Origin of the sequence: Achromobacter sp. HZ01 (assembly GCF_003267925.1) — a bacterium.
Taxonomy (GTDB): Bacteria; Pseudomonadota; Gammaproteobacteria; order Burkholderiales; family Burkholderiaceae_B; genus Achromobacter; species Achromobacter pulmonis_A.
Genome location: NZ_LWKV01000006.1, coordinates 1 through 18,863, shown reverse-complemented (window position 1 = coordinate 18,863; position 18,863 = coordinate 1). Strand labels below are relative to the sequence as shown.

The 18,863-nt window shown below is 69.4% G+C and carries 20 protein-coding genes; 15 read left to right on the top strand and 5 right to left on the bottom strand.

The window, feature by feature from the left end; all coding sequences use genetic code 11:
* Positions 1-29 precede the first annotated feature (29 nt).
* The 3 genes from A6B37_RS23890 to A6B37_RS23880 are packed head-to-tail and all read right to left on the bottom strand — an operon-like array spanning position 30 to position 2,628.
* A complete protein-coding gene (locus tag A6B37_RS23890) occupies positions 30-902 on the bottom strand; it encodes a phosphonopyruvate hydrolase (protein WP_102772790.1) in 873 nt (290 codons plus the stop codon).
* Between the two features lie 3 nt (positions 903-905).
* On the bottom strand, positions 906-1,454 hold the full coding sequence (locus A6B37_RS23885; RefSeq protein WP_102772791.1) for a hemerythrin domain-containing protein: 549 nt from the start codon (positions 1,452-1,454) through the stop codon (positions 906-908).
* Positions 1,455-1,467: 13 nt separating this feature from the next.
* Positions 1,468-2,628, bottom strand: coding sequence for a D-alanyl-D-alanine carboxypeptidase family protein (locus A6B37_RS23880; protein ID WP_102772792.1), 1,161 nt, complete (start codon positions 2,626-2,628; stop codon positions 1,468-1,470).
* On the opposite strand from A6B37_RS23880, the gene A6B37_RS26125 reads away from it, so the two are divergent.
* The 10 genes from A6B37_RS26125 to A6B37_RS23835 all read left to right on the top strand — a co-directional run bounded on the left by A6B37_RS26125 (position 2,555) and on the right by A6B37_RS23835 (position 12,423).
* On the top strand, positions 2,555-2,746 hold the full coding sequence (locus tag A6B37_RS26125; RefSeq protein ID WP_168202315.1) for a hypothetical protein: 192 nt from the start codon (positions 2,555-2,557) through the stop codon (positions 2,744-2,746). The genes A6B37_RS23880 and A6B37_RS26125 overlap by 74 nt on opposite strands.
* 154 nt (positions 2,747-2,900) lie before the next feature.
* A complete protein-coding gene (locus A6B37_RS23875; protein ID WP_102772793.1) occupies positions 2,901-3,377 on the top strand; it encodes an HU family DNA-binding protein in 477 nt (158 codons plus the stop codon).
* A 137-nt stretch (positions 3,378-3,514) separates the two neighbouring features.
* Positions 3,515-4,036 (top strand): MarR family transcriptional regulator, encoded by a 522-nt coding sequence (locus A6B37_RS23870; protein ID WP_102772794.1) that lies wholly within the window; start codon positions 3,515-3,517, stop codon positions 4,034-4,036.
* Between the two features lie 11 nt (positions 4,037-4,047).
* Positions 4,048-5,268, top strand: coding sequence for an MFS transporter (locus A6B37_RS23865; RefSeq protein WP_111827094.1), 1,221 nt, complete (start codon positions 4,048-4,050; stop codon positions 5,266-5,268).
* 85 nt (positions 5,269-5,353) lie between these two features.
* Complete coding sequence (gene leuS, locus A6B37_RS23860; protein ID WP_111827093.1) at positions 5,354-8,011, top strand: leucine--tRNA ligase; 2,658 nt, start codon at positions 5,354-5,356, stop codon at positions 8,009-8,011.
* 11 nt (positions 8,012-8,022) lie between these two features.
* The gene (lptE, locus tag A6B37_RS23855) at positions 8,023-8,685 is read left to right on the top strand and encodes an LPS assembly lipoprotein LptE (RefSeq protein WP_102772797.1); all 663 of its coding nucleotides are present in this window, start codon (positions 8,023-8,025) and stop codon (positions 8,683-8,685) included.
* A complete protein-coding gene (gene holA / locus A6B37_RS23850; RefSeq protein ID WP_102772798.1) occupies positions 8,685-9,740 on the top strand; it encodes a DNA polymerase III subunit delta in 1,056 nt (351 codons plus the stop codon). Before lptE ends, holA begins: the two co-directional genes overlap by 1 nt.
* 85 nt (positions 9,741-9,825) lie before the next feature.
* Positions 9,826-11,106, top strand: coding sequence for a glutamate-5-semialdehyde dehydrogenase (locus A6B37_RS23845; protein ID WP_111827092.1), 1,281 nt, complete (start codon positions 9,826-9,828; stop codon positions 11,104-11,106).
* Positions 11,107-11,233: 127 nt separating this feature from the next.
* Positions 11,234-11,614, top strand: a complete 381-nt coding sequence (locus tag A6B37_RS23840) for a hypothetical protein (protein ID WP_168202316.1) — start codon at positions 11,234-11,236, stop codon at positions 11,612-11,614.
* Positions 11,615-11,616: 2 nt separating this feature from the next.
* Positions 11,617-12,423 (top strand): fumarylacetoacetate hydrolase family protein, encoded by an 807-nt coding sequence (locus A6B37_RS23835; protein ID WP_111827091.1) that lies wholly within the window; start codon positions 11,617-11,619, stop codon positions 12,421-12,423.
* On the opposite strand, the gene A6B37_RS23830 is transcribed toward A6B37_RS23835, so the two are convergent.
* A complete protein-coding gene (locus tag A6B37_RS23830) occupies positions 12,420-13,838 on the bottom strand; it encodes an amidase family protein (RefSeq protein WP_111827090.1) in 1,419 nt (472 codons plus the stop codon). The genes A6B37_RS23835 and A6B37_RS23830 overlap by 4 nt on opposite strands.
* A gap of 89 nt (positions 13,839-13,927) precedes the next feature.
* Positions 13,928-14,797, bottom strand: a complete 870-nt coding sequence (locus A6B37_RS23825; protein ID WP_111827089.1) for a LysR family transcriptional regulator — start codon at positions 14,795-14,797, stop codon at positions 13,928-13,930.
* 113 nt (positions 14,798-14,910) lie between these two features.
* On the opposite strand from A6B37_RS23825, the gene A6B37_RS23820 reads away from it, so the two are divergent.
* The 5 genes from A6B37_RS23820 to A6B37_RS23800 all read left to right on the top strand — a co-directional run bounded on the left by A6B37_RS23820 (position 14,911) and on the right by A6B37_RS23800 (position 18,839).
* Positions 14,911-16,305 (top strand): MFS transporter, encoded by a 1,395-nt coding sequence (locus A6B37_RS23820; protein ID WP_111827088.1) that lies wholly within the window; start codon positions 14,911-14,913, stop codon positions 16,303-16,305.
* A 63-nt stretch (positions 16,306-16,368) separates the two neighbouring features.
* Positions 16,369-17,331, top strand: coding sequence for a 3-hydroxyacyl-CoA dehydrogenase NAD-binding domain-containing protein (locus tag A6B37_RS23815; protein WP_102772804.1), 963 nt, complete (start codon positions 16,369-16,371; stop codon positions 17,329-17,331).
* Between the two features lie 30 nt (positions 17,332-17,361).
* Complete coding sequence (locus A6B37_RS23810; protein WP_102772805.1) at positions 17,362-17,634, top strand: GNAT family N-acetyltransferase; 273 nt, start codon at positions 17,362-17,364, stop codon at positions 17,632-17,634.
* A gap of 16 nt (positions 17,635-17,650) precedes the next feature.
* Positions 17,651-18,055, top strand: coding sequence for a YchJ family metal-binding protein (locus A6B37_RS23805; protein ID WP_111827087.1), 405 nt, complete (start codon positions 17,651-17,653; stop codon positions 18,053-18,055).
* A 43-nt stretch (positions 18,056-18,098) separates the two neighbouring features.
* Positions 18,099-18,839: an aldolase gene (locus A6B37_RS23800; RefSeq protein ID WP_111827086.1), complete on the top strand. Its 741-nt coding sequence runs from the start codon at positions 18,099-18,101 to the stop codon at positions 18,837-18,839.
* The last annotated feature ends 24 nt before the right edge of the window (positions 18,840-18,863 follow it).

Here is an 18,863-nt window from a genome sequence, read left to right as displayed (position 1 = left end):
CGCAACATCGGAGGCAGCGCGACCGGCGCCTATTTCAGGTAGCGGCGTTCCAGCTCTCGCATGGCGGCGTCGCCCTGCAGGGCGATGATTTCCTTGACCGACGGCAGGCCGGCGTCGACCTCGTGGATGCCGCCGTCGCGCCGGATGCGGGCGAAAACCTCGCGCATCGCGCCCACCGCGGCGCGGATGGCATGGTTGCCGTAGATCACCAGCCCCACCTTGCCCAGCGCCTGGATGTCGGATTCGCGCAATTGCGGATAAGACGTGGGCACCAGCACCAGCGGCGCGCGCCCCTGCCACGCGGCCACGAAAGACAGGATTTCGTCGGGCGCGCTTTGCTTGGAATGGATCAGGATGGCGTCGGCGCCGGCGGCCTCGTAGGCCGCGGCCCGGGCCAGCGCCTCGCGCTCGCCCGCCCCCGCGATCAGGGCCTCGGTGCGGGCGATCACGCAGAAATCCGCGTCGCGGCGCGCCGCGCAGGCGGCTTCGACCTTGCCCTGGAATTCCTCGATGCGCACCAGTTCCTGGCGGCCGCCGGCGCGCAGGCTGGTGTCCTTGGGAAAGGTCTTGTCTTCCATCACCACGGCCGAACAGCCGGCCGCCTCGTACTGCGGCACGATGTAGGACACGTTGATGGCGTTGCCGAAGCCGGTGTCGATGTCGGCGATGACCGGCACGTCCACCGCGGCGGCGATCGCGCGCATCATGTCCAGGTGCTGCGACGGCGAAAGAATGTTGGCGTCCGGCACCGCGTGGCTGGCCGAGAGCTCGAAGCCGCTGCCCCATATGGCGTCGAATCCGGCCTGCTCGGCGAGCCGGGCCGACAGCGGGTTGTGCGCCGACATGGCGTGCGCCAGGGCCGGGGCCTGCAGTTTCTGGCGGAAACAGGCGTTGCGCTTCATGGTTCAGCCCGCCTCGCCGCCGCGCCGCGATTTCATGGCCTGGCCGATGGCGGCCAGCGCGTCGTCGGCGATCAGCCGCGCGGCCATGGGCAGCAGTTCTTCTTCCTCACGGCGGATGTGCGCGGCGTAGGCCTCGGTGAACGCCTGGACCTCGCCGGCCGGGAGCTCGGCGCGCCGGCCCTGGGAAATGTCGGCCAGCGCCTGGCGCAGCGGCTCCCAGCGCCGGGCCAGCTGCCGGTGTTCGGCGACCAGGCCGTCGACCAGCTCATGCAGGCACACCGCGTCGGAGCCGGCCATGGAATCGATCAGGGCGGGGAACAGGTCTTCTTCCTCGTCCTCGTGGTGATGGACGGCCGCGGTCTCGAAGTAGCGCAGCACGCTGGCCGCGGCGGTCTGGGCCGCCGCGTCGCTGCCATGCGCCGGCAGGTGCGCGGCCAGCCGTCCCAGCGTGGCGCACTGGCGGGCGATGCGCCCGTGGCAGGCCGACAGCAGGGCCAGCGGATCGTCCGCCGTCGGCGCGGGCGCCGGACCTCCAGGAAAACTCACCGCCATTTCACACCTCCGTTTATCCCGCCTGGCCGCGCCACCACAAGCGGATGGAATCCCATGCCCTGCCCGCGAAACCCGCCTCGGCCACCGGCTCCAGCGCCACCACGGGGAACTGCAGGGCGGGCTTGCCGTCGACCAGCACGCGCATCTCGCCCACCGTGGCCTGCGACGCGATCGGCGCGATCAGCGGCTCCTGCGGCGTCCAGACCCGCTCCACCTTGGCGCCGGCCGGCACGGTGACGTAGGCGTCGCGCGCGAATCCAGCCTTCAGGCTGTCGCTCGCGCCCTTCCAGACCTCGGGCGTGGCCACCGACTCGCCGCGCGCGTAAAGCTTGATGGTATTGAACCCCCGAAAGCCCCACTCCAGCAACTCGCGGCTTTCCTGCGTGCGCAGCTTATCGGACGCGGTCCCCACGACCACCGTGATCAGCCGCCGCTCGTCGGCGCCGTTGGGCCGCTTGGCGCTGGCCACGATGCAGTAGCCGGCCGACTCCGTATGCCCGGTTTTCAGGCCGTCGACGCTGGGGTCCAGCCACAGCAGCCGGTTGCGGTTGGGCTGCGTGATCTTGTTGTAGGTGAACTGCTTGGCCGAATCGTAGGTCCGGTAAAGCGCGGGATAGTCGCGGATGAAGCGCGTGGCCAGCACCGACAGGTCGCTCGCGGTCGAGTAGGTGCCCGGGTCCGGCAGGCCGTGCGGGCTGGCGAAATGCGTGGCGTGCAGGCCCATTTTCACGGCGGTGTCGTTCATCCGCGCCACGAAGGCCTCGACGCTGCCCGAGACCGCCTCGGCCAGCGCGATGGCCGCGTCGTTGCCGGACTGGATCATCAGGCCGCGCAGCAGGTCGTCCACCGAGACCTTGGAGCCCGGCTCCAGGAACATCTTGGAGCTGCCCGCCGGCACTTTCCACGCGCGCGTGGACACGGTGACCATCTGGCCGGCCGACAATTCCTTCTTGCTCAGGGCCTCGAACACGACATAGGCCGTCATGATCTTGGTCAGCGACGCGGGCTCGATCCGCTCGCTCGCGGCATGCGAGGCGATCACCTGGCCGCTGGTCTCATCCAGCAAAAGCCAGGCCTTGGCCGTCAGGGCCGGCGCGGCCATGGACTGCGCCGCTGCGCCCGAAACGCACGCGGCCGCGACGATCAGGCTCGCCGCCAACTTCTTCATCAACATATCGCTGCTTCACTTCCATGCATGGTTTTTCTTGCGCGGCGAAACCGCGCGCCCGCCATTGGAACATGCGCAGCGCCATTGGTTCATCGGCCGCGGCATCGCGCCGGAGCCCTTGTAGAAGGCACTTTCTGCGCCGAAAACAACAAACAGCGGCAGAAAACCCGCTGGAAAACCGCATCAAGCGGCGCTCTTCCGCTATCATCGGGCGCGTGGCGTCTATTGCCGATACCCGGCACGCGCTGCTCCATGTCCTCAACAAACGGATTTTGACCATGGCCACGAAAGCAAAAGCTCCTGCCAAGAAAGTCACCAAACCCGCCGCCAAGGCGCCCGCCAAAAAGGCTACGGCCGCCAAGACCGCTGTGAAACCCGCAGCCAAGAAGGCCGCTCCCGCCAAGAAGGTCGTCGCCGCCAAGAAGGTCGCCGCCGCCCCCAAGGCCATCAAGGCTGCCCTGAACAAGACCCAGCTCATCGCCTACATCGTTGAGCAATCCGGCGTCGAAGCCAAGTCCGTCAAGGCCGTGCTGGCCAGCCTGGAAACCTCGGTGCTGGGCTCCGTGGACAAGAAGGGCGCCGGCGAATTCACGCTGCCGGGCCTGTTCAAGGTCTCCGTGCAGAAGGTTCCGGCCAAGGCCAAGCGCTTCGGCAAGGACCCGTTCACCGGCGAAGAGCGCTGGTTCCCCGCCAAGCCGGCTTCGGTCAAGGTGAAGGTTCGCCCGCTCAAGAAGCTGAAGGACGCCGCGCAGTAATTCCGCGCTAATCCGGTCAAGCCGGAAGGGCCCGCCTCGCAAGAGGCGGGCCCTTCTTTTTTGCCGCCGCGATTGCGCGCCGCGCGGCCGGCCTGCTAGAATTTATCTTCACGTAAAGATACTTTACTTCAAAACAAATGCAAGCCACGACCGATTTCGTCGACCGGATCATCGCGCAATGGAGCCGGGAATGCCCGGGCCAGGACTTCGCGCCCATGGCCGTGATCACCCGGCTGTTCCGCCTCAACGCGCTGGCCACGCGCAACGTCAACCACGGCTTTCGCCGCCATACCCTGCACCAGGGCGAGTTCGACGTGCTGGCCACGCTGTACCGCAGCGGCGCGCCCTACGCGCTCAATCCGCAGAAGCTGGTCGAGGCCCTGCTGCTGACCTCCGGCGCGATGACCAACCGCCTCGACCGCCTGGAAGAGGCCGGGCTGCTGGCGCGCAGCCCGAATCCCGAGGACCGCCGCGGCGTGATCGTCTCGCTCACTTCGGAAGGCCTGCGCCTGATCAAGGCGGTGTTGAAGGACTACCTGAAAGACATGAACGAACTGCTGGAGCCGCTGTCGGCCGCGGAACGCAAGCAGCTGGCCGGCCTGCTCAGGAAAATGCTGATCCGGCTCGACCAGGAAACCCCCGGCGGCATAGACGCCTGAGCGCCAGACCCATGAATTCCGCATCACGCTCCCCCCAGACCCCGGCGCTGACCGCGCCCATCATCCTGCTGATGTCCGTGGCCACCGGCCTGGCGGTCGCCAGCAACTATTACGCGCAGCCGCTGCTGCACACCATCGGCGAGCAGTTCTCGCTGTCGACCGCCGCGGCCGGCGCCATCGTCACCACGGCGCAGCTGAGCTACGCGGTGGGCCTGATGCTGCTGGTGCCGCTGGGCGACATGTTCGAGCGCCGCAGCCTGATCGTGCTGATGAGCCTGCTGTCCTCGGCTACCCTGCTGATCTCGGCCTTCGCCCCCAGCATCACGGTGCTGATCGTCGGCACGGCGCTGACCGGCATGCTGTCGGTGGTGGCGCAGATCCTGGTACCGTTCGCCGCCACGCTGGCCGCGCCCCATGAACGCGGCAAGGCCGTGGGCACGGTCATGAGCGGCCTGCTGCTGGGCATCCTGCTGGCCCGCACTGTCGCCGGCGCCCTGGCCGACCTGGGCAGCTGGCGCACGGTGTACTGGGTGGCCGCCATCCTGATGCTGGCCATGTCGGCCGCGCTGTGGCGCCTGCTGCCCCGCTACCAGAGCCCGGCCGGCCTGAGCTACCCGCGCCTGCTGGCCTCCATCCTGAAGATGTTCGCCGAAGAGCCGCTGTTTCGCGCCCGCTCGCTGCTGGGCGGGCTGCTGTTCGCCTCGTTCAGCATGCTCTGGACGCCCCTGACCTTTCTGCTGGCCAGCCCGCCCTATGAATACAACAACACCACGATCGGCCTGTTCGGGCTGGCCGGCGCGGCCGGCGCCTACGCCGCCAACCGCTTCGGCCGCCTGGCCGACCGCGGCCTGGGCAACCTGGCCACCCGGGCCGGCCTGCTGCTGCTGCTCGGTTCGTGGGGACCGATCGCATTCGGCCAGGCGTCCGTGATCGCCCTGCTGGTCGGGATTCTGATCCAGGACCTGGCGATACAGGGCGTACATGTCACCAATAGCAGCGCCCTCTACCGGCTGCGCCCCGAGGCCCGCAGCCGCCTGACCGCCGGCTACATGACCAGCTACTTCATCGGCGGAGCCAGCGGTTCGCTGGTATCGTCCTGGCTGTACGCCCATTTTGGCTGGCCCGGCGTGGTCACGGCGGGCGCCGTTCTCGGGGGGATTACGCTGGTGTACGGCGCCCTGTCGCCCAGCGCGCGCATCCCGGAAACGGCCTCGCGCCCAGCCCGCGCCTAGCACCTCCTATAATCAGGGGTTTTGGCCGCCTCCGCGCTCCGCGCGGCCGGGCGGCTCACCCTTTTTTGCCATCGTGCACGAGCCCATGCAGGAACGTTACCTCCCCAATACCGTCGAAGCAGCCGCCCACCAAGACTGGCAGGCCCGCGACGCTTACCTGGTCCACGAACACGCGACGAACGCGGACGGCTCCGAAAAGCCGAAGTTCTACGCCTGCTCGATGCTGCCCTACCCCAGCGGCAAGCTGCACATGGGCCACGTGCGCAACTACACCATCAACGACATGATGGCGCGCCAGCTGCGCATGCGCGGCTATAACGTCCTGATGCCCATGGGCTGGGACGCCTTCGGCATGCCGGCCGAGAACGCCGCCATCAAGTCCAAGGTGCCGCCGGCCAAGTGGACCTACGACAACATCGCCTACATGAAGAAGCAGATGAAGGCGATGGGCCTGGCGATCGACTGGTCGCGCGAGATGTGCGCCTGCGATCCGGAGTATTACAAGTGGAACCAGTGGCTGTTCCTCAAGATGCTGGAAAAGGGCGTGGCCTACCGCAAGACCCAGGTGGTCAACTGGGACCCGGTGGACCAGACCGTGCTGGCCAACGAGCAGGTCATCGACGGACGCGGCTGGCGTTCGGGCGCGCTGGTCGAAAAGCGCGAGATCCCGGGCTACTACCTGCGCATCACCGATTACGCCGACGAGCTGCTGGGCGCCGTCCAGAACGACCTGCCCGGCTGGCCCGAGCGCGTGCGCCTGATGCAGGAAAACTGGATCGGCAAGTCCGAGGGCCTGCGCTTCGCCTTCCCCCACAAGATCGCCGGCCCGGACGGCCAGCTGATCCAGGACGGCAAGCTGTACGTCTTCACCACCCGCGCCGACACCATCATGGGCGTGACCTTCTGCGCCGTGGCGCCGGAGCACCCCCTGGCCACGCAGGCCGCGCTGTCCAACCCGCAGCTGGCGGCGTTCGTCGAGCAATGCAAGCTGGGCGGCACGACCGAGGCCGAAATGGCCACGCGCGAAAAGGAAGGCATGCCCACGGGCCTGTACGTCACGCACCCGATCACCGGCGCCGACGTCGAAGTCTGGGTCGGCAACTACGTGCTCATGAGCTACGGCGACGGCGCCGTCATGGGCGTGCCGGCGCACGACGAGCGTGACTTCGCCTTCGCCCGGAAATACGGGCTGCCGATCAAGCAGGTCGTGGACGTGGCCGGCAAGCAGTACTCCGCCGACGCCTGGCAGGAATGGTACGGCGACAAGCAGGCCGGCCGCACCATCAACTCCGGCAAGTACGACGGCCTCTCGCACAAGGAAGCGGTCGACGCCATCGCCGCCGACCTGGGCGCCCAGGGCCTGGGCGAAAAGCAGACCACCTGGCGCCTGCGCGACTGGGGCATTTCGCGCCAGCGCTACTGGGGCACCCCGATCCCCATCATCCATTGCGCCGATTGCGGCCCGGTCCCGGTTCCCGAAAAAGACCTGCCGGTGGTGCTGCCCGACGACCTCATCCCCGACGGCAGCGGCAACCCGCTGGCCAAGAACGAGGCCTTCCTGTCCTGCGCCTGCCCCAAGTGCGGCAAGCCGGCGCGCCGCGAAACCGACACCATGGACACCTTCGTGGACTCGTCCTGGTACTTCATGCGCTATACCTCGCCGGGCAACGACAACGCCATGGTCGACGCGCGCAACGATTACTGGATGCCGATGGACCAGTACATCGGCGGCATCGAGCACGCGGTGCTGCACCTGCTGTACGCGCGCTTCTGGACCAAGGTCATGCGCGACATGGGCCTGCTCAATTTCGACGAGCCCTTCACCAAGCTGCTGTGCCAGGGCATGGTGCTCAACCATATCTATTCGCGCAAGACGCCCCAGGGCGGCATCGAATACTTCTGGCCGGAAGACGTCGAGAACGTCTATGACGCGCGCGGCGCGATCGTGGGCGCCAAGCTCAAGGCCGACGGCTCCGAGATCAGCTACGGCGGCGTGGGCACGATGTCCAAGTCCAAGAACAACGGCGTCGATCCGCAATCCCTGATCGACACCATGGGCGCCGACACGGCCCGCCTGTTCGTCATGTTCGCCAGCCCGCCCGAGCAGACCCTCGAATGGTCCGACTCCGGCGTCGAAGGCTCCAACCGCTTCCTGCGCCGCCTCTGGTCGATCAGCTACGCCAGGCGCGAGGCCGTGGCCCGCGGCCTGGCCCACGGCGCCGACTGGGCCCAGGCGCCGGCCCCCGTGAAGGACCTGCGCCGCGAAGTCTATGCGCTGCTCAAGCAGGCCGACTACGATTACCAGCGCATCCAGTACAACACCGTCGTGTCGGCCTGCATGAAGATGCTGAACGCCATCGACGACGCCAAGCTGCCCGAGGGCGCCCACGCGGACGCCGCCTACGCCGAAACGCTGGGCGTGCTGCTGCGCGTGCTGTACCCGGTGGTGCCGCACATCACCTGGCACCTGTGGCGCGACCTGGGCTACGCGCAAGAGCTGGGCGACCTGCTCGACGCGCCGTGGCCGCACGTCGACGAGGCGGCGCTGGTGGCCGACGAGATCGAACTGATGCTCCAGGTCAACGGCAAGCTGCGCGGCTCGATCCGCGTGGCCGCCAAGGCGCCCAAGGAAGACATCGAGAAGCTCGCTGCCGCCCAGGAAGAGGTCGCCCGCTTCCTGGAAGGCCGCCCGCCCAAGCGCGTCATCGTGGTTCCGGGCAAACTGGTCAACGTCGTAGGCTGATGAGGTCAAGCATGCACTTCGCCGGGCAACAAACGCACTCCCCCCGCCTACCCTGGCTGCTGCGCGGCGCCTGCCTGGCGCTGTTCATGCTGCTCTCCGCCTGCGGTTTCGCGTTGCGGGGAGTCACCCCCATGCCGTTCGAGACGCTGTACGTCGGCATCCCCGACAACACGCAGTTCGGCGCCGACGTGCGCCGCTCGCTGCGCGCGGCCTCGCCCGACACCAAGCTGGTCGCCACGCCCAAGGAGGCCCAGGCCATCCTGCAGCAGGTCTCGGATTCGCGCACGCTGCGCGAGGTGTCGCTCAACGCGCAGGGCCGCGTCGAGGAATACGAACTCGGCATCAACTACACGTTCCGCCTGATCGACGCCAAGGGCCGCGCGCTGATTCCCGACACCACGCTGTCGATCTACCGCGAAATGCCCTACGACGACCAGGTCGTGCAGGCCAAGCAGGGCCAGATCGAAACGCTGTACAAGTCCATGCAGCGCGATCTCGTTTCGCGGCTGCTGCGCCGCATGACGGCCCCGGACGTGCGCGAGGCCTTCGAGAACGCCGAGCGGCGCGGCGAGAGCGGCGAAACCCCGTTGTACGACCCGACCGCGCCGCAGCCGCAGCGTACGCCCACGCCCTGGCAGACGCCGTCCACCACCGATCCGGCCAACGTGCGCTGATGGCACAGCCCCTGGACGCGGACCGCCTGGCCGAACAGCTGCAACGGCCGGGCAACCGGCTGGCGCCGCTGTACACGGTGTCGGGCGACGAGCCGCTGCTGGTGACCGAGGCGGTGGACGCGCTGCGCGCCGCGGCGCGCGGCGCCGGCTATACCGAGCGGCTGTCCATGGTGATGGACGCGCGCAGCGACTGGAGCGCGGTCATCGCCGCCACGCAAAGCGTGTCGCTGTTCGGCGACCGCCGCATCCTCGAACTCAAGATCCCCACGGGCAAGCCCGGCAAGCCCGGCGCCGACACGCTGGCGCGGCTGGCCGAGCAGGCCGAGAAACAGCCCGACGCCGACACGCTGGTCCTGATCTCCCTGCCGCGCCTGGACAAGGCCACCCGCGAAAGCCGCTGGATGCAGGCGCTGGCCCGCGGCGGCGCGATGGTCGATATCGCCAGCATCGAGCGCGGCCGCCTGCCGGCCTGGATCGGCCAGCGCCTGGCGCGCCAGAACCAGCGCGCCGACAACGCCACGCTGCAGTGGATGGCCGACAAGGTGGAAGGCAACCTGCTGGCCGCCCACCAGGAAATCCAGAAGCTGGGCCTGCTCTACCCCGAAGGCCAGCTGGCCGCCGAGGACGTCGAACGCGCGGTGCTGAACGTGGCGCGCTACGACGTTTTCGGGCTGCGCGACGCCATGCTGGCCGGCGACACCGCCCGCACCATCCGCATGCTCGACGGCCTGCGCGCCGAAGGCGAGGCGCTGCCCCTGGTGCTGTGGGCCGTGGGCGAGGAAATCCGCCTGCTGGCCCGCGTGGCCCAGGCCCGCGCCCTGGGGCAGGACGTCAACGGCCTGATGCGCCGCCTGCGCATTTTCGGCGCGCACGAACGCCTGGCGCTGCAGGCCCTGAGCCGGGTGCAGCCCGGCGTCTGGCCGGCCGCCGTGCAGCACGCGCACGAGGTCGACCGCCTGATCAAGGGCCTGTCCGTGCCGGGCCGCCTGTCCGACCCCTGGGAAGAAATGACCCGTCTCGCGCTGCGCGTGGCCGCCGCCGGCGCGCGACCGTGAAGGCGGCATCGCCGCCACGCCCGCCCGGCCCGACGGCCGGATATACACTGATTCTTCGAGCGGTTTCCATGCCGCCCCATACTTCATGATCGACGCCGCCATGTCCTCGTCCTCCATCGAACAAGCCATGCTCACCCTGGGCGAAAACGCCCGCCGCGCCTCGCGCGCCATGATGCGCGCCAGCGGCGCCGCCAAGAACCAGGCGCTCCTGGCCATGGCCGACGCGCTCGCCGCCAGCCACGAAGAACTCAAGGCCGCCAACGAGAAAGACGTGGCCGCCGCGCGCGCCAACGGGCTGGAGCCGGCGCTGCTGGACCGCCTGAGCCTGTCGGACAAGACGCTGGCGCACATGGCCGAAGGCCTGCGCCAGATCGCCGCCCTGCCCGACCCGATCGGCAGCATCACCGCCACCACCGTGCGCCCCAACGGCATGCGCGTGGCCCAGATGCGCGTGCCGCTGGGCGTGATCGGCATCATTTACGAATCCCGGCCCAACGTGACGATCGACGCCGCGGCGCTGTGCCTGAAGTCGGGCAACGCCGCCATCCTGCGCGGCGGCAGCGAAGCGCTGCATTCCAACATCGCGCTCGGCCGCATCGTGCAGAAGGGCCTGGCCGCCGCCGGCCTGCCGCAGGACGCGGTGCAGGTGGTGGCCACCGCCGACCGCGCCGCGGTGGGCAAGCTCATCACCATGACCGAGCACATCGACGTCATCGTGCCGCGCGGCGGCAAGGGCCTGATCGCGCGCCTGTCGCAAGAGGCCCGCGTGCCGCTGATCAAGCACCTGGACGGCAACTGCCACGTCTATATCGACGCGGCCGCCGACCCGGACAAGGCGCACGCCATCGCGGTCAACGCCAAGACCTACCGCTACGGCATCTGCGGCGCCATGGAGACGCTGCTGATCGACGCGGTGGCCGCCGTCTCCATCCTGCCCAGCCTGGCCGCCGACCTCGGCGAACGCGGCGTCGAACTGCGCGGCTGCCCGCGCACACTGGCCCTGCTGCCGCACGCCAAGCCCGCCACCGACGAGGACTGGGCCACCGAATACCTGGGCCCCATCCTGGCGGTGCGTATCGTCGACTCGCTGGACGACGCGATCGAGCACATCGCGCGCTGGGGTTCCGGCCACACCGACGCCATCGTCACCGAAGACCTGTCGGCCGCGCAGCGCTTCCAGCGCGAAGTCGATTCCAGCTCGGTCTACGTCAACCTGCCCACCTGCTTCGCCGATGGGTTCGAGTACGGCCTGGGCGCCGAGATCGGCATCTCGACCAACCGCCTGCACGCGCGCGGCCCGGTCGGCCTGGAAGGCCTGACCACGCTGAAGTGGGTGCTCAACGGCGAAGGCCAGGTGCGCGGCTGACCCGCGCGCCACGGCTGACGCGGCCCTGAACACGGGGCCGCGCCAGGGCTTCTACAATACGGCTCCAGGCAATCCACCCGCTTTTCATCATCCAGACGCGGCCTACCGCGCAACGCAGAGACTCCCCATGCATTCAGCCGCCATCTCCATGGCCTTCAGCCTCTTCGTGCTGTGTTTCATCACCTGCTCCATCAGCGGAATCGTCCTGTTCTTCGTCAAGAGCAAACAGATCAACGCCGCGCTCAAGCACCCCTACCTGCAGCACCGCACGTTCGCCCAGTATCCGCTGGCGGTGCGGGCGGCGATCACGCTCGATTATTTCTTCCGCCTGATGTTCCCCGGCACGCGGTTCTGGCTGGTCGGCAACGCCAACGATCTGCTCGGCCACGTCGAGCCCAAGAAGATTCCGCTTTCGCTGAAATGGCCGATCGTCGGCTTCTGGGGCTCGTGCTGGCTGGGCCTGATCGCCATGGTCGCGCTGTGGATCATGATTTACCTGGGAGTCTGACCATGCAAATCGGCATCGAAGACTATCCCGGCTGCCTGGAGGCGGCGCGCCTGCTCATCGCCGCGCGCGAATCCGGCGTCGCCGGCCCGCGCCTGCCCGCCGGCTGCCGCCCGCAATCGCTGGACCAGGCCTTCGCCGTGCAGCAGCGCACCGCGCAATTGCTGCGCGAGGAGCGCCACGACGACGTCGCCGCCTGGAAGAGCGCGCTGCCCTCGCCCGAAAAAGCCGTGGTCGCGCCCATCTACGCGTCCACCGTGGCCCACGCCGAGGCCGGCCCGATCGCCGCCCGCACCGACGTGCTGCGCATCGAACCGGAAATCGCCTTCGAGCTCGCGCAGGACCTGCCGGCCCGCGCCGAGCCCTATACCGAAGCCGAGATCGACGCCGCCATCGGCGGCGCGCGCCTGGCCCTGGAAATCCTGGGCTGCCGCTACGCCAGCCCCGAGCACGCCAGCGTGCCGGAGCTGCTGGCCGACCACATGTTCAACCTGGGGCTGGTGCTGGGTCCGCGCATCGCCTCGCCGCACACCGTGCCCGCCAGCATGGCCATCACGCTGTCCATGGACGGCGTGCAGGCCGAGCAGCACGCGGGCGTACATCCGAACGACCGCCCCAAGGCCGGGCTGTACTGGCTGGCCAATTTCCTGCGCGGCCAGGGCCTGGGCCTGCGTGCCGGCCAGCACGTGATCACCGGCTCGTACGCCGGTTTCCTGGACGTGCCCGCCGGCCGCGGCCTGGAACTGGCCTACGGCGATCTCGGCGTGCTGCGGCTGCGTTTCGCCGGGCCGGCGACGCAACCGTCCGCCTAGGCGCGGACCGCGGGTTCGGCGATGCCCACGGCCTCGCCGCCCGCCTCGATGATTTCACCGACCGCCAGGCACAGGTCTTCGCGGTAGCGGCCCGCCACCACCTGCACCCCGACCGGACTCGGGCCGGCCTCGCTCATGGCGCTGCCCATGGCGACCGACAGGCCCGGCAGGCCCATGAACGGCACCCCGATCTGCGTCATCTGGGCGCGCCACACGCGGGCGTAGGCCGCGTCGCCCTGCAGGTCGAGCCTATCCGGAAACGGCAGCTCGGCCGACACCGGCAGCAGCAGCGCCGAATACTCGGCGAAAAACAGCGCCCACAGCCGCGTCAGCGTGGCGCGGCGCGTCAGCACCGCGGAAAACCCCGCTAGGTCGATGCCGGCCGCTTTCTCGCGCTGGCCCGCCAGCGCCGCCAGCGCGCCGGGGTCGCCTTCTTTCTCGGCCGCCGCCACCATGGCGTCGTAGCCGTCGGCCAGCCACATGCGGATCTGCAGGTCGGCCGCCTCCTGCATGGGCGGCAGGCTGTCCAGCGTGTCCACCGTCCAGCCCGCCTCGCTCAGGCGGTGCGCCGCCTCCTGCAGCGCCTTGACCACCGCCGGCGCGGTGTCCATGCCGTCGGGGTTCAGGCATAGCGCCGCCCTGCGCGGCGCCTCGGGGCCCTGCAAGGGCGCCGGCACCCACCACGGATCGCGCGGGTCCGGCGCGGCCAGCGCCGCCAGCCCCAGCCGCAGGTCCGCGATGCTGCGCCCCAGCGGCCCCGACACCGCCGTCAGCTGCCCGCCGATGGAGCGTTCCGGCAGCGCCGCGTTGTACGCCGCCACGCGCCCCAGCGTCGGCCGCAGGCCGTGCACGCCGCAGGCATAGGCCGGATAGCGGATCGAACCGGCGATGTCGGTGCCGTGCGCCAGCTGGCCGATGCCGGCCGCCACCGCCGAGGCCGCGCCGCCCGAAGAGCCTCCCGGCGTCAGCGCCGGATTGCGCGGGTTCAGCGTATCGCCGTGCAGCCGGTTGCCGGTGAACCAGCGCAGCGAGAACGCCGGCGTGTTGGTGCGGCCCAGGATGACCGCGCCCGCGCGCCGCAGATTGTCCACCACCGGGCTGTTCTCGGCGGCGATCAGATCCTTCTGCAGGCCCACCCCGTTGGTGGTGGCGAAGCCCGCCTGGTCCACATTGACCTTGACGGTGACGGGCACGCCCGCCAGCGGGCCCGGTGCCTCGCCGCGCGCCAGCGCCGCGTCGACCTCGGCCGCCTGTTCCAGCACCGACTCGGGACGATGGTCGACCACGGCATTGATGGCGGGATTGACGGCTTCCAGCCGCCCCAGCGCGCTCAGCGCGGCTTCGCGGGCGGACACTTCACGCTTGCGGATGCGGGCGGCAAGCTCAACTGCGGACAAACGCCAAAGATCAGACACGCGCGACTCCTGATAGGTGGTTGTGCAAGGCCCGTCCACCTTAGCGCCTGGCGCCGGCGCCCACAAGCCGCGCGGGCGGCGCGGCGCCGCTACCCGTCCTGTTCGAAAACCTCGACGATGGCGTCGGCCACCGCGCGCACGCGGGCGGTGCGGTTCAGATCGCCATGCATCACCAGCCACAGATCGTAGGACTCGCTGCGGTGCGGCCAGATCCGGACCAGGTCCGGATAGTCCGGCGCCATGTGCGTGGGCAGCTCGCCTATGCCCAGGCCGGCCGCCACGGCCTCGATGATCATCAGCCCCGAATTCAGCTCCAGGCCGATGCGGCCGTTGCCCGTGGGTTCGCCGCAGAACGTGTCGGACCAGCCCGGCAGCACCGACTGCTGGTAGGTCACCAGCGTGTGCCCGGCGAACGCCGTGCCCGGGCGCGGCTCGCCATGCGCGGCCAGGTACGAGCGCGACGCGTACAGCCCGACCTCCTTGCGCGCCAGGTGGCGGTGGATCAGGTCGGGGTTGTCCGGCCTGAGATTGCGTATCGCCAGGTCCGCCTCGCGGCGCGTCAGGTTGCTCAGCTGGATCGCCGTGGACAGCGTCACCCGGATGTCGGGATGCTGGGCGTGCACGCGCCGCACGGCCTCCATGACGAAGTACCGGGCCACGGTTTCCGAGGTCGCCACGCGCACCACGCCGGACAGCCTGTGGTCCATGCCCTGCATCTGGCGCTGCAGCTGGTCGGCGGCCTGCTCCATGCGCTCGGCCGCGGCGAACGCCAGCTCGCCGGCGGCCGTCGGCACATAGCCGCCCGGCGTGCGCAGGAACAGCCGCGCGTCCAGCGACGATTCCAGCGCAGCCAGCCGCCGCCCGGCCGTGGCCTGGTCGATCTGCAGCAGCGCGGCGGCCCCGCGCAGCGTGCCTATGCGGTAGATGGCCAGGAAAATCCTGGCGTTGTCCCAATCCATGCTTCACCTGACAGATGCATTTCTGCATCACTATAAAGCAGTTATACGGCTTTTTTGCATCAATGAAAGCGCCTACGCTTCTCTCCTCCAAAGCCGTCGAACCTCGCGCCATCATGAATTCCGCCTGCCCCCACGCCAGCGCCCTGGACGCCAAACCCGCCGCCGCCGGACTGCTGCCGCTCGTCACGCTGGCGATCGGCTTCGTCATGGCCATGCTCGACGTCACCGTCGTCAACGTCGCCCTGCCCAGCATCGCGCTGCAATTCACCGTGCCGCTGACCGACCTGGTCTGGATCGTCGACGGCTACACGCTCACCTTCGCGGCCCTGCTGCTGGTGGCCGGCGCGCTGGCCGACCGCTACGGGGCCAAGACCATCTATCTGGCCGGGCTGGGCGTCTTCACCCTGGCCTCGCTGCTGTGCGGGCTGGCCTCCGGCGCCGATATGCTGATCCTGGCGCGCATGCTGCAAGGCCTGGGCGCGGCCCTGTTCATGCCCAGCTCGCTCAGCCTGCTGACCCACGCCTATGACGACGAGCAGACGCGCAACCGCATGCTGGCCGCCTGGTCGGCGATCGTGGCGGTCGCCGGCGCCGCCGGCCCCTTGATGGGCGGCGTGCTGATCCACCAGTTCGGCTGGCGCGGAATCTTCCTCATCAACATCCCGCTGGGACTCGCGGGCCTGTGGCTGGCGCGCCGGCGCATCCAGCCCGCGCCGCGCCGGCCGCGCGCGCTCAATCCGCTCAGCCACCTGCTCGGCGTGACCGCGCTGTCCTCGCTGTGCTTCGCGCTGATCCAGGGCAACGCCTATGGCTGGACGTCCGCGCGCATCGCGCTGGCCGCCGCCCTGTTCCTGGGCAGCGCGGCGCTGCTGCTGCGGCGCGAACGCCGCCACGCCGAGCCCATCGTCCCGCGCGCGCTGTTCGCCACGCCGCAGTTCGCGGCGGCCAACGGCATCGGCTTCCTGATCAACCTGGCGTCCTACGGACAGCTCTTTCTGCTCAGCCTGTTCCTGCAGCAGGCGCGCGGCGCCGACGCCTTGCAGACCGGCATCGAGCTGGTGCCGATGCTGGCGGTGTTCTCCATCGGCAACCTGATCTCGGCGCGGATCTCGGCGCGCTGGAACGTATCGGCCTCGCTGCTGGGCGGCATGGCGCTGGCCGCGGCGCTGAGCAGCGTCGCGATCTACGCCGTCACGCCCGGCCTCGCCTACTGGCCGTTCGCCGCCATCGTCGCGCTGGCCAACCTGGGCGTGGGCATCGCCGTGCCCGCGATGACCAGCGTGGTCATGCAGGTATCCGGCAAAAGCCATGCGAACAGCGCGGCCGCGGCGTTGAACGCCAACCGGCAATCGGGCGCGCTGGTCGGCGTCGCCCTGATGGGCACCATCCTGCATCTGCTGCCGCAATGGCGCGACGCGCTGCCCGTGGCCTACGGCGTGATCGCCGCGAGCTACCTGCTGGCCGTGGCGCTCGGCTGGCGTTATCTGCGCCGCGCCCGCAACGCCTGACCGCGTGGCAAGGGTCCGGCGTTTGCTTCACAATGCTCCTATCCGTCCCAACAGGAGCCTTGCATGCCGGAAGCCCTTACGCCCCGTTCGTCCACGCCTCTTCCCGCCATCCGCAGAGTCGCCATCGTGGGCGCCGGCACCATCGGCGCCAGCTGGGCCGCGCTGTTCCTGGCCCGCGGCCTGGAGGTCGTGGTCAGCGATCCAGCCCCCGACGCCGAAGCGCAGACGCGCGCCCGCGTGCAGGCCGCCTGGCCGGTGCTGACCGAACTGGGCCGCGTGGTCCCGGGCGCCACGGCCGAGGCGCTCAGCTTCGAGCCGGACCTGGAGCGCGCCCTGGCCGGCGTGGACTTCGTCCAGGAAAACGGCCCCGAACGCGAAGACTTCAAGACCGAGCTCTTCGCGCGCATGGACGCGCTGCTGCCGCCCCACGTCATCGTCGCCTCCAGTTCCTCCGGTCTCATCATGAGCCGGCTGCAATCGCGCTGCCGCCATGCCTCGCGCTTCGTGATCGGCCACCCCTTCAATCCGCCGCATCTGATCCCGCTGGTCGAGGTGGTGGGCGGCGAGCAGACCTCGGCCGACACCATGGACCGCAGCATCGCGTTCTACCGCAGCATGGGCAAGTACCCGATCCGGCTGAACAAGGAAGTGCCCGGCCACATCGCCAACCGCCTGCAGGCCGCGCTCTGGCGCGAGGCCATCCACCTGGCGGCGGAGAACGTCGCCAGCGTCGCCGACATCGACGCCGCCGTGTCCCAGGGTCCCGGCCTGCGCTGGGCGCTGTTCGGCCCGCACATGACCTTCAATCTCGGCGGCGGCCCGGGCGGCCTGGCGAATTTCATGCACCATCTGCTCGGCCCGGTGCAGACCTGGTGGGACGATCTCGGCACGCCCGAGATGACGCCCGAGCTGCAGCAGCGCCTGATCGAAGGCGTCCAGGCCGAGGCCGGCGCGCGCAGCATGGCGGATCTGGTGCAGGCCCGCGACGCCGATCTCACCGCGCTGCTCAAGGCCCTGCAGCGCTGAACCGCTCACCCGAACCCAGGAACCATACGCATGATTTCCGTGACGCAAGACACCGAACGCTCCCGCTACACCGCCACCGTCGACGGCGTGCTGTGCGTGCTCGACTACCACCTGCAAGACCACGTCATGACCATCACCCACACCGGCGTGCCCAGCCAGGTCGGCGGACGCGGCATCGCCGCCGAACTGACCCGCCACGCGCTGGAGGCGGCGCGCGCCCAAGGCTGGAAAGTGCGGCCTTCGTGTTCGTACGCGGACGCCTATATGCGCCGCCATCCCGAATACGCGGACCTTCGGGCCTGAGCGCGGCGCAAGCATCGTGGCGAAACCCTCGCGCAACACGGCCGCGGCCTGCCCCTGCGGCAGTTCCCAGGCCTATCCCGAATGCTGCGGCCGCTGGCACGACGGCCCGCTCGCCCTGCAGGCGCCCAGCGCCGAAGCGCTGATGCGCTCGCGCTACAGCGCCTTCGTGCTCGACAAGCTGCCGTACCTGCTGGCCACCTGGCATCCCAGCACCCGACCCGCCGCGCTGGAACCGAATCCGCCGGATCTCAAATGGCTGGGCCTGACGGTCAAGCAGGCGCGCGACCAGGGCGCCGACCACGCCACCGTGGAGTTCGTCGCGCGCAGCCGCCAGGCCGGCCGCGCCCATCGCCTGCACGAGCTGAGCCGCTTCGTGCGCGAAGACGGCAAGTGGTATTACGTGGACGGCGACCTGAGCTGATCGTGACGGACACGCACCCTCAACCTCCCCCGAAAAGGCAGCCATGAACCACGACCCCCGCTACGCCGATACGCTCTTTCACGCCGAACCCGTCGCCGCGCTGCGCGCCGACCTGGCGCTCGCGCTGCGGGCGGCCGCCTTCCACGGGCTGGGCGAAGGCGTGTGCAACCATTTCAGCGTCGCGCTGCCCGGCGATCCCGACCATTTCCTGCTCAACCCGCGCGGCCTGATGTGGAACGAGGTCCAGGCCGAGGACATCGTCCTGGTCGACGCCCACGGCAACAAGCTGGCCGGCCGCCATGAGGTCGAGCCGACCGCCATGTTCATCCATGCCGCCATCCACCGTATCGCCGGCAAGGCCTGCGTCCTGCATACGCACATGCCCTACGCCACCGCGCTGACGCTCACCGCCGACCGCGCGCTCGACACCACGCTGTCGCAGAACGCCATGCGCTTCCACGGGCGCCTGGCCATCGACGCGGACTACAACGGCCTGGCGCTGGACGTCGGCGAAGGCGAGCGCATCGCCCGCGCCATGCAGGGCGCGGACGTGGTCTTCCTGGGCAACCACGGCGTGGTCGTCTGCGGCGAACGCATCGACTACGCCTACGACGATCTTTTCTTCCTTGAGCGCGCCTGTACGGCCCAGGTGCTGGCGCAATCCACCGGGCGGGCGCTGATGCCGGTCGATCCCGGACTCTCCGCCAAGGTGGCCGCCCAGGTGCAGGGCGAACGCCTGCAATCCGAACTGTTCTTCGAGGCGCTGCGCCGCCAGTTGCCCTAGCCCGTCGGCAAAAAACGTTGCGCC